The 9,919-nt window shown below is 44.0% G+C and carries 13 protein-coding genes and 1 pseudogene; 12 read left to right on the top strand and 2 right to left on the bottom strand.

From position 1 onward, the window contains the following. Positions 1-6 precede the first annotated feature (6 nt). The 5 genes from vgrG to LYNGBM3L_RS43850 all read left to right on the top strand — a co-directional run bounded on the left by vgrG (position 7) and on the right by LYNGBM3L_RS43850 (position 3,855). Positions 7-1,647, top strand: a complete 1,641-nt coding sequence (gene vgrG / locus LYNGBM3L_RS18220) for a type VI secretion system tip protein VgrG (protein WP_008186254.1) — start codon at positions 7-9, stop codon at positions 1,645-1,647. Next, complete coding sequence (locus LYNGBM3L_RS45890) at positions 1,604-1,747, top strand: hypothetical protein (protein WP_154659844.1); 144 nt, start codon at positions 1,604-1,606, stop codon at positions 1,745-1,747. The genes vgrG and LYNGBM3L_RS45890 overlap by 44 nt, the downstream gene beginning before the upstream one ends. Positions 1,748-1,957: 210 nt before the next feature. Next, positions 1,958-2,629 (top strand): Uma2 family endonuclease, encoded by a 672-nt coding sequence (locus tag LYNGBM3L_RS18225; protein ID WP_008186256.1) that lies wholly within the window; start codon positions 1,958-1,960, stop codon positions 2,627-2,629. A gap of 415 nt (positions 2,630-3,044) precedes the next feature. Further along, on the top strand, positions 3,045-3,452 hold the full coding sequence (locus LYNGBM3L_RS18230) for a GPW/gp25 family protein (RefSeq protein ID WP_008186258.1): 408 nt from the start codon (positions 3,045-3,047) through the stop codon (positions 3,450-3,452). A 139-nt stretch (positions 3,453-3,591) separates the two neighbouring features. Then, positions 3,592-3,855 carry a hypothetical protein gene (locus LYNGBM3L_RS43850; protein WP_154659845.1) on the top strand — a complete coding sequence of 88 codons (264 nt, stop codon included), beginning with the start codon at positions 3,592-3,594 and terminating at the stop codon, positions 3,853-3,855. Positions 3,856-3,865: 10 nt separating this feature from the next. Here LYNGBM3L_RS43850 and LYNGBM3L_RS18235 read toward each other — a convergent pair whose 3' ends face one another. Beyond that, entirely contained in the window at positions 3,866-5,806 is a 1,941-nt protein-coding gene (locus LYNGBM3L_RS18235; RefSeq protein ID WP_008186261.1) for an ATP-binding protein, read from the bottom strand. Between the two features lie 34 nt (positions 5,807-5,840). On the opposite strand from LYNGBM3L_RS18235, the gene LYNGBM3L_RS34970 reads away from it, so the two are divergent. After that, positions 5,841-7,229, top strand: coding sequence for an eCIS core domain-containing protein (locus LYNGBM3L_RS34970; RefSeq protein ID WP_202799217.1), 1,389 nt, complete (start codon positions 5,841-5,843; stop codon positions 7,227-7,229). Here LYNGBM3L_RS34970 and LYNGBM3L_RS18245 read toward each other — a convergent pair. Next, positions 7,226-7,435, bottom strand: a complete 210-nt coding sequence (locus LYNGBM3L_RS18245) for a hypothetical protein (protein ID WP_044493724.1) — start codon at positions 7,433-7,435, stop codon at positions 7,226-7,228. The genes LYNGBM3L_RS34970 and LYNGBM3L_RS18245 overlap by 4 nt on opposite strands. Before the next feature lie 81 nt (positions 7,436-7,516). Here LYNGBM3L_RS18245 and LYNGBM3L_RS18250 point away from each other — a divergent pair, with 81 nt between their 5' ends. The 6 genes and pseudogenes from LYNGBM3L_RS18250 to LYNGBM3L_RS18275 all read left to right on the top strand — a co-directional run. Beyond that, positions 7,517-7,720 carry a BrnT family toxin gene (locus tag LYNGBM3L_RS18250; protein WP_008186268.1) on the top strand — a complete coding sequence of 68 codons (204 nt, stop codon included), beginning with the start codon at positions 7,517-7,519 and terminating at the stop codon, positions 7,718-7,720. 53 nt (positions 7,721-7,773) lie between these two features. Further along, a complete protein-coding gene (locus LYNGBM3L_RS18255) occupies positions 7,774-8,031 on the top strand; it encodes a BrnA antitoxin family protein (RefSeq protein ID WP_008186270.1) in 258 nt (85 codons plus the stop codon). A gap of 234 nt (positions 8,032-8,265) precedes the next feature. After that, positions 8,266-8,850 (top strand): annotated as a pseudogene (locus LYNGBM3L_RS50450) (Uma2 family endonuclease). Positions 8,851-9,225: 375 nt separating this feature from the next. After that, a complete protein-coding gene (locus LYNGBM3L_RS18265; protein WP_008186276.1) occupies positions 9,226-9,432 on the top strand; it encodes a hypothetical protein in 207 nt (68 codons plus the stop codon). After that, positions 9,429-9,689: a ParE family toxin-like protein gene (locus tag LYNGBM3L_RS18270; RefSeq protein WP_008186278.1), complete on the top strand. Its 261-nt coding sequence runs from the start codon at positions 9,429-9,431 to the stop codon at positions 9,687-9,689. Before LYNGBM3L_RS18265 ends, LYNGBM3L_RS18270 begins: the two co-directional genes overlap by 4 nt. Positions 9,690-9,732: 43 nt before the next feature. Beyond that, a partial coding sequence (locus LYNGBM3L_RS18275; protein ID WP_044493726.1) for a hypothetical protein occupies positions 9,733-9,919 on the top strand: 187 nt, incomplete at its 3' end.

Below are 9,919 nucleotides of genomic sequence, written 5' to 3' on the forward strand. Positions count from 1 at the left end.
AACATAATGAGTGGTGTCGTCACAGCAACAATTTTGAGTGATACTGGGGAAGTAATGAACCCAGAATACAACCTCATGTCGATTGACATTATCAAAGAGGTGAATAAAATCCCGATAGCTCAAATAATTTTATTAGATGGTGAGGCGGCAAAACAAGAATTTCCTATTAGCAGCACGGAGTTTTTTAAACCAGGCCAAGAAATTGAAATAAAGCTTCGCTATGAAGGGGAAAAACAAAAGGAAGCAACAGTTTTTAAGGGAATTATAGTTAGACACTGTGTGCAAGCCGATCGCTATAGTTCTCTGCTCACTGTTGATTTAAAAGATGCAGCATACAAACTAACCACCCAAAGAAAAAGTGCTGTGTTTCGAGATATGACAGACAAGGATATTATCGACAAAGTCATCAAAACTGGGGGGTTAACAGTCAAATCTATTGCTGTAACTAAACCAAAGCATAAGGAAATGGTGCAATATTACTGCACTGACTGGGATTTCATTTTATCTCGTGGGGATGTCAATGGTCTGTGGGTTTTAGTTGATGATGGCGAAATTACTGGGGTCGAGCCTAATCTAAAGGGGAAACCAAAACATACCTTTGAGTATGGCAAAGATGAAATTTACGAGTTTGAAATGGAAGCTGATATTTGCGATCAGAAAGCGTCGGTAGAAAGTACAGCTTGGGATATCAAAACACAGAAATTATTACAATCACAAAAAGCCAAAGAGTTTTCTCTAGACCAGGGTAATTTAAAAGGAGATGAATTAGCAAAAACCATTGGTGCAGATAACTATCAATTAATCAGTTTAGCTCCCTTAGATGACCAGGAAGTAAAAGCTTGGGCAGATGCCAAGTTACAAAAAAGTCGTCTGTCACTGTTTAAAGGTCGCTTCAATTTACCTGGATTTGCTGATATTAAACCAGGAGATATAATAAAACTTGATGGAATAGGAAAGCGCTTCAATGGCAAAACTTTAGTAACGGCTATTCGACATCAATTTAGTAGACAAGGCTGGCAAACGTATGTACAATTTGGCTTGTCAGCTAGCTGGTTTTATCAACAAAATAATGATATTTTTGATACACCAGTGGCGGGATTGATTCCAGCTATTCATGGGTTGCAAATTGGGATTGTGGATAAGTATGAAGCGGATCCAGAAAAACAGTTTAGGGTAAAAGTCAGAATCCCCTCAATTGAAAAAGATGGTATTGTTTGGGCAAGATTAGCTTCCGTTGAGGCTGGTAATAAAAGGGGTATTTTCTTTAGACCAGAAACCGGGGATGAGGTTATTCTCGGTTTTATCAATGATGACCCTAGACAAGCCATAATTCTAGGAGCAGTGCATAGTGTTAAAAATGCTTTACCAGCAGGTTTAACAGTAACCAAGGAAAATAATAAAAAAGGAATAGTTACCAAAGAATCCCTAAAAATTATATTTGATGATGAAAATAAGTTAATCGAAATTAGTACATCCAAAGGCAATACCTTAAAATTATCCGAGCAGGATAAAGGGATTAAATTGGAAGATGAAAATGGTAATACAATCACGATGGATAATCAAGGAATTAAAATAAAATCAAGTAAGGACCTTGTGATGGAGGGTGAATATATCAAGATTAAAGGCGAGAGAGTGGATATTAATTGAGCTAAGAAGCAAGGTAAGCCGTCAGCCGTCAGCCGTCAGCGGTCAGCGGTCAGCGGTCAGCGGTCAGCGGTCAGCCGTCAGCCGTCAGCTGTTCGCGTAGCGTGCGAAGCGCGATCGCTTAACGCACCAAAATCCCGAGGGTGTGTTAGCAATAGAGTAACCCACCAAAGTCAGTACGTAAGCATTCAGCTATCAGCTAATGCGCGTAGCGTAATCGGTGCTTTTGAATAAAATAAGCTGACGGCAATAAAATAAGCTGAGGGCTGAGGGCTGAGGGCTGAATGCTTACGTCAGTACTGCTAAAAAAACCATGTCTCAAACCATATTAAAAACCAAAACTACAATTCCACCCCTTGAAAGTGGAGATCAACTAACTAGGCAAGAATTTGAACAGCGTTATGCACAGATGCCTGATGTCAAAAAAGCGGAATTAATCGAAAGAATTGTTTATATGGCATCACCCTTAAGAATGACCCAACATGCTAATCCCCATGCTCGTATTATGACTTGGTTAGGTACATATTGGTCAGCTACACCAGGGGTAGAAGTGGGAGATAATGCGACTGTACGTCTAGATGCCGACAATGAACCTCAACCGGATGCTTTACTAAGACTAACGGTAGATGGACAATCAAGGATTAGTGAAGACGGCTATGTAGAAGGTGCGCCAGAATTAATCGTAGAAATAGCAGCCAGTACCGCTTCTATTGATTTAAATGATAAATTAAAAGCTTACCGACGTAATCAAGTTCAAGAATATTTAGTTTGGCGGGTTTATGACGGAGAACTTGATTGGTTTCGGTTAAGGGAAGGAAAATATATTAAACTAAACCCGAATGATAAAGGCATTATCTGTAGTGAATACTTCCCTGGGTTATGGTTAGCCCAAGACGCTTTACTTGCCGGAGACTTAGCCCAAGTATTAGCCATTTTACAGGAGGGATTAAAATCACCGGAACATGAAAAGTTAGTTAAGAAATAGGTAAGCATTGAGCTATCAGCCGTCAGCTCTCAGCTCTCAGCTCTCAGCTCTCAGCTCTCAGCTCTCAGCTCTCAGCTTATGGGCTATGGGCACGCTACTTGAGCTGCTTTTGAATAAGCGATGCAGCGCGGTCTTGGGGAGGCAGTGCGGTCTTGGGGAGGCAGCGCGGTCTTGGGGGTTTCCCCCATGAGCGACTGCCGTGGTTTCCCCCATGAGCGACTGCCGTGGTCTCCCCCATGAGCAACTGCCGTGGTTTCCCCCATGAGCGACTGCATCAAGACAAGAGGTAAGCATTCGTTTAATCTGAGTTACGTCAGCTGACGGCTGACGGCTGACGGCTGACGGCTGAATGCTGACGGCTGACGGCTGACGGCTGATAGCTTACAGTACTATTAAGGCCAGAGGCAAGAGGCAAATGGAAGAAAACAGCTCTTTTTTAGGGACAGGATGGAGTTTTCCCCCTACATTTAACGGGGATACAGGAACGGTGGAGATGGTTTCTGATGAAGAGGATATTGTCCATAGTTTGGAAATTATCCTGTCAACCCGTCCAGGGGAACGGATTATGCAGCCTGATTTTGGTTGCGAATTGAGTCAGTTTCTGTTTGAGGAAATTACTCAAGGGTTAATTACGGGAATAAGAGGTACGATTTCTGATGCTCTTTTGAACCATGAGCATCGTATAGATGTGGAGGAAATTAATATAGAGGACAGTGAATTAGAGGGATTGTTGTTAATAAGTATTACCTATACGGTGCGAGTCACTAATTCTAGGTTTAACCTGGTTTATCCTTTTTATATTAATGAGGCTCAAACGGTTTGAGTTCTTGTATAGCGGTTTTTAATTGGGTGAGGTACAGAGTCGTTGGTTTTAGGGAACAGGGAACAGGGAACAGGGAACAGAGAACAGGGAACAGGGAACAGCTTGTAGGGTGGGCAAATCGACAGGATTCGAGATATTGTTGTCAGAGGGTCAGCATTTGCCCACCAAACCCCACAGCCGCTCAGGGAAGGTGGGCAAATCGACAGGATTCGAGATATTGTTGTCAGAGGGTCAGCATTTGCCCACCCTACTACTCCCGATTCCCGATTCCCGATTCCCGATTCCCGATTCCCGATTCCCGATTCCCGATTCCCGATTCCCGATTCCCGATTCCCGATTCCCGATTCCCGATTCCCGATTCCCGATTCCCGATTCCCGATTCCCGATTCCCGATTCCCATTAACTCCCCACAACTAAAACCACCCTTCAATCTCTTCGTTTGTCAACATTTTCTTCAACTTTTGATATTCCCGTTTTGTTGCTTCATAGATATGTTCCATGTTCACGGCTTCATCGGCGGCGGCGGCCAAAAAAGCGGCATTAAGGGCAATATTGCGAATATTTCCGCCAGCTACTTTTAGTTGACCGAGTTTCTGGTAATTTAAGTTTTGGGTAGGTGTCATAGTCGGAAAAATCCGCTGCCAAATTTGGGTACGGATTTCGGGTCCGGGAAACGGAAACTCGACCACAAAGCGAATCCGGCGCTCAAAGGCACTATCGAGGGCGCTTTGGAAATTGGTGGTCAAAATAGCTAAACCTTGATAGGCTTCCATTCGTTGCAGCAAATAGCTGACTTCGATGTTAGCGTTGCGGTCGTGACTGTCTTTAACTTGGGTACGCTTACCAAACAGGGCATCGGCTTCGTCAAACAGTAGAATAGCACTTCCTGTTTCAGCAGCATCAAAGATCCGCCGCAGATTCTTTTCCGTCTCACCAATATATTTACTGACAACTCTACTTAGGTCGATGCGATAAAGAGAGAGGCGAAATTCGTTGGCTAATACCTCTGCTGCCATGGTTTTACCAGTTCCGCTAGCACCGTAAAATAGGGCGCTGATGCCCAAACCCCGGTCGCCAAAATGGGCGAAACCCCATTCCTGATAGACTTTATACCGGTGTCTCAGATGAGTGGCAATATCCCCAAGAAGCAGCCGTTGTGGGGTTGGTAAAACCAGATCGTCCCAGGTAGCCGTAGCATTTATCGGTTGCGCTAAGTGTTCTAATTGATTACGGCTGATTTGGCGGCAGAAATCCCATAATTGAACTTTTGAATTTTGAATTTTGAATTGATCACAGGCGGCTTGAATACTAGCACTACTGAGGTTAAACTGTACGGCGATGCGCTCAATTTGACCGTTAAGTTCGGCTGCTGCTGACCCTATATGGCTTTCCCACAGGTCATATTGTTCCTGGTGGCTCAATGGAGGGATGTCTAGGTTAATAACAGTCCGCTGACAGTCAATTTTTCTGTCATTGCTGCTGAGGATTAAACGAGTATTGTTACTATCAATAAATTGGCTCAGAGCATACTCCCGCCCAGGCTCGGTAAAATTATAACTATCCCAGTCAATCAACAGGACACTATTGCTTAGTATTGCTTCCCTTTGCCAACGCTTCGCGAGTTGGTAGACATCCTGGGGGTTGGTGGTCAGAGCCAATGGTTCGAGAGTTTGTAACTTTAACCCCAAACCCTGACAAGTGGCGGAGGCAATTTGGTATTTTGTGCTTCGATCCGAGCCAGATAATTGCACCACGGGATAGCTATTTCTCCCCTCGCTGCCAGACCAAATGGTGATCAATTGCGACCCTATACTTAACTGAGAGCTAGGCAAAAGATGACCGTTGGTCTGAGGCGGTAGGGGTATGATCTTGCCTGCTAATTCCTCGTCTGTGGCATATTCACCTAAAAGAAAGCAGAGGATACGCTGGTCAATATAGAGGGGGGACTGGCTTAGGATCAATCCTGGTTCTATGTGGAGCAGTTGCCAGTAAAGTAAAGGGCGTTGGGGAGAAAGGACACCCCAATTGGCTCCGGGAATGGCGTCAAAAGCTAAACTGAGAGTAGGATAGTTTTTGTTAGGACTATTTTTTTGGGCTTGGGCAAACAAAGAATGGAATAATGGTTCGATTTCCATTCCCGCGCACATGAGCAGGATATCCCTTTCAAAGGGGGAGAGAAGGAATTTGTTACAAAGTTTAGCCAGGGCAGAAGTATCGTCAACAATTTCAGTAACGGTTTGTTGATTTATATTACCTTCTATGTATTTTTCTAAATAGTTACGAACTCGCTCGATTTCTTGAAACAGAGAACTAAGATTAGAGTGATACCAGTTGGTTTGAGAAAGGGGTGCCATGTCGCGCTCCTGGAAGACGGATGGATCGACTGATATGGTTTTATTCAAGGGTACAAGGAAAAAAGAAATAGCTATGCGCACTACTCATACCTATAAACCGAAATATTCTCACTCTATTTCTAGGACAAATGCTCAAAAAAAGAAAGACTCCAGAGTGATGGGTTCTAGAAGACGACATGAAGAGGACAGGGATTGGAACGCGGAAGAGGCGGTCGGGGAATGGGGCAGTAGAATGGCTAATGTGATGCACTCCCTAGAAACGGGACAATACGTGCCCGACACGGGATGGTATGAAATCGGGCTGCAAGCAAAGCTAACTATAGGACAGCCTGGTGATAAATACGAGCAAGAGGCAGATCGAGTAGCGCGTCAGGTAGTACAGCAGATTAATTCTCCACGGATTATTGAAGAGGAAGAGTTGGGTAGGCCAAAACAAGAAATTCAGAGGAAAGGGTTAACAGGTGGAACGTTAGCACCTCAAAATTTTGAAGGTTCCATAAAGGAAGCAAGAGGAAGGGGAAAGCCACTGTCCGACAAGATAAGAAAACCGCTAGAGCAGGCGATGGGGGCGGATTTTAGTGGGGTGCGGGTGCATACGGATGCTCAGTCGGATCAGTTGAATCAGTCGATACAGGCGAAGGCGTTTACGACGGGGCAGGATGTGTTTTTTAGGCAGGGAGCGTATCAGCCTAAGAGTAGGGGGGGGCAGGAGTTGATAGCCCATGAGTTGACCCATGTGGTGCAGCAGACAAGTAGTAGTGGTGTAAGACAGAGAAAGGAACAAATCAGGCCATGGGAAACGAAAAACATGTATCCAGCGCACAGCCAAAGCAGGCAAGATTTAGCAATCCATTGGTACAAACCCGCCGAAAGCAATGAACGATGTCCCGAAATCAATAGAGAGGGAGAAGCACCGGCACGACAATCTTACTATAGGGATACAGCAAATGTTGGATACAACCCCCCAACATCATCATCCAAGCAGTACTTAGACCCCAAGAATGCCCAGATCGGTGTAATCCAAGGGATGTTTAGAGGGGGGCGTGTATTGAGGGAGGCGATTGGAAATGTAGGTAAAACAGCCATGGGATTCATGAGCAGACATGTAAGTTTACCAGGAAAAACGGCGCAGCAGCACACGGATAATCGAGATAATATCAGTGGATCATATAATACAGTATTCTCATCTGAGGAATATACCAACCTGTTGAGAATTGTTGAGAGAACGGATCGTTCCGAAATAGTTGAATATCCGGTGAATAAAATGAATATATTATGCGTAAAAGATGTACAGTTTACGCAGGTACATAAAAGCAACCCAACTTTAACGAAAAACGGTAAAGGCACAGTGTGGTTAAAAATGGATAAGGATAATGATGGAAAGCCTATGATCTTTGGTGTAGGAAATGCTAAGCTCGATTAGAACAGATAGATGCTGATGGCTTGAAAGGGAAGGATTACATCGCCATTGGGGCGGAAAGGTACCAGATCTTGTAGGGTGGGCAAATGGACATGACACAAAGATGAAATTGCCAAACCTACATAATTTGCCCACCCTACTGTCGTGGCCAGCATAAAATAGTGCATAGATTTTTGAGTAAAAGCCTTGAAAAATCGGAATCGTACCATTTTTCATTAAGCTTCATTTAAGGCTTGCCACGCCTCGACATGAATCTTGACAAGACAATCGGTTATACATATAATATATGTATGACCTTGGAATATGATCCCAGTAAAGCAAAAACCAATTGGCAAAAGCATGGTGTTTCGTTTGCGGAAGCTGAAATGGTGTTTTTCGATCCCCTTGCCATTCATGACATTGATCCAGATTCGATTACCGAAGAACGTTTCATCGAGCGCGGGAATAGGAAACTCTGGATTACCATTGGTCGTTGTATATACCATGCGCGGTGAGGTGATTCGACTAATTTCTGCTCGTCGCGCCACAAAACAGGAGACAAAAGCTTATGAGAAAGGAATATGATTTTTCTAAAGGAAAACGAGGAGCCGTAATTTCTTCTAAAGGAAAAACACGCATTACTATTTATCTCGATGATGAAATTCTTGCCCTATTTCGAGAACAGGCCGAAACGGCTGGAATTGGTTATCAGACTCTAATAAATGAGGCTTTAAAAAAACATCTCCTACTGCCCAATGAGCAACCTCTCACCCAAGGGGATCTACGCCGTATTCTTCGTGAAGAATTATCAGTGCGATCGCCGTAGGCGCGCAGCGCCACTTCGTGGGAGCGCAAGTGCGTACGCTCTTGTAGGGTGCTTCGCGGTGAAATGTAACGCACCATCTATATACAAATTGAAACCAAAATATCCTTAACCAATACAATGGTGCGTTACGGCTTAAACTATGGCAATATCATCTATTTTTATCAACCAAACCGCCTAACGCACCCTACAAAAACTACCTGGAATATTGCTAAGCATTCTTCTGCTAACTTAATTATGCAATCACCCAGCATTACTAACTCCTTAGACACTTTTCTCCAACAACCGAATATAGAAGCATCTCCTGCTTGGGAATTCATCCATGGACACCCGAAGCAAAAGCCTATGCCAACACTGTTTCATTCCCGCCTCCAACGCAACCTCGTAAACGCCATCAACAATCAAACCCAAGCATACGAAGCTATTCAAGAACTCCGGTGCATCATTCCTCCCTTATCCCCTGTACCAGATATTGTCGTTGTTAAAAGCGTCCGCCTCAGAGATCAAGATGGCCCCCTGCAAGGTTCACCAGACTGGTTAATTGAAATTCGCTCCCCTGACCAAAGCACATTAGACCTACAGAACAAAATTTTGCACTTTAGGTGCGCTTTCCGCATTAAGAATTAAATTCGCCACGGGTCGCACCTCTTGAGCAACGGGACTCAGCTGGCTTGGCTAATCGATATTCAGCGACAGCAAATCTGGGTTTGGGAAAACCAGGAGCTACCACTGGTGTTTGCCGGAACTGACATACTCCCGACACTTGACACTATCTCAGACTTTACCGTAGACGCAATAATTGGCATGACCCGACAGCGATAATGTAAGTATTCAGCTATCAGCTTTAGCCGATAAAGTAGGGTGGGCAAATCGACAGGATTGTTGATATTATTGCCTTCGCTACAGAATTTGCCCACCCTACCCAACCGAATGCGATCACACTATCAGCTTTAGCAAAGGGAACAGCGGATCTGGGAGTAGGGAGTAGGGAGTAGGGAGTAGGGAGTAGGGAGTAGAAATATCTCTCATTTGAGATTTATTTTAAACATTAGGCTGACGGCTGACAGCTAACCGCTGATGGCTGAATGCTTGCGCGATAACTCAGTGCGATCGCTCTTTTTGGGTGCAAACCATTAAATGTAAACAAATAAGTAGTCCCCGGTATAATTTGAATAGATCTGTACAAAATTAGGGCTTATGAATAAGAGTGACTTAGGAGAAATTGAACGTGCTGTCAGTCAACTGTCTAGTGAGGATCTCGCCAAATTTCGGACTTGGTTTGCAGAATTTGATGCAGCAAATTGGGATCGACAATTTGAAGCAGATGTTGCGGCTGGTAGGCTAGATGCACTAGCAGACAAAGCACTGAAAGATTTACAACAAGGAAATTGTACTGATTTGTGAAACATCTTGCTACACCAGATTTTTGGTATTATTATCGACAGCTACCATCGGAAATCCAAGAACTTGCCGATAGATGTTACGAGTTGCTCAAACAGGATCCTCGATATCCCTCACTACATTTCAAGAAAGTAGGTCGGTTTTGGTCAGTTCGAGTGGGTTTACACTACAGAGCGATTGCGGTAGAAAAGGATAATGATCTAGCTTGGTTTTGGATTGGAACACACGCCGAATATGACAAAATATTAGGCTCAAAGTAGCGATCGCCTGGTGCGATCGCTCTTGTCGGGTGGGCAAATGGACATGATTCTTTATCAAATTGTCAAACTCTCAGAATTTGCCCACCCTACAGTGCTTTCAACCTTCAATATCCCAACCTTCAACCTTCAACATCCCAACCTTCAACCTTCAACATCCCAACCTTCAACCTTCAACATCCCAACCTTCAACATCCCAACCAATCAAACTCTTGATGAAGTTGCTTCAAGTC

The organism is Moorena producens 3L, assembly GCF_000211815.1.
GTDB lineage: Bacteria > Cyanobacteriota > Cyanobacteriia > Cyanobacteriales > Coleofasciculaceae > Moorena > Moorena producens.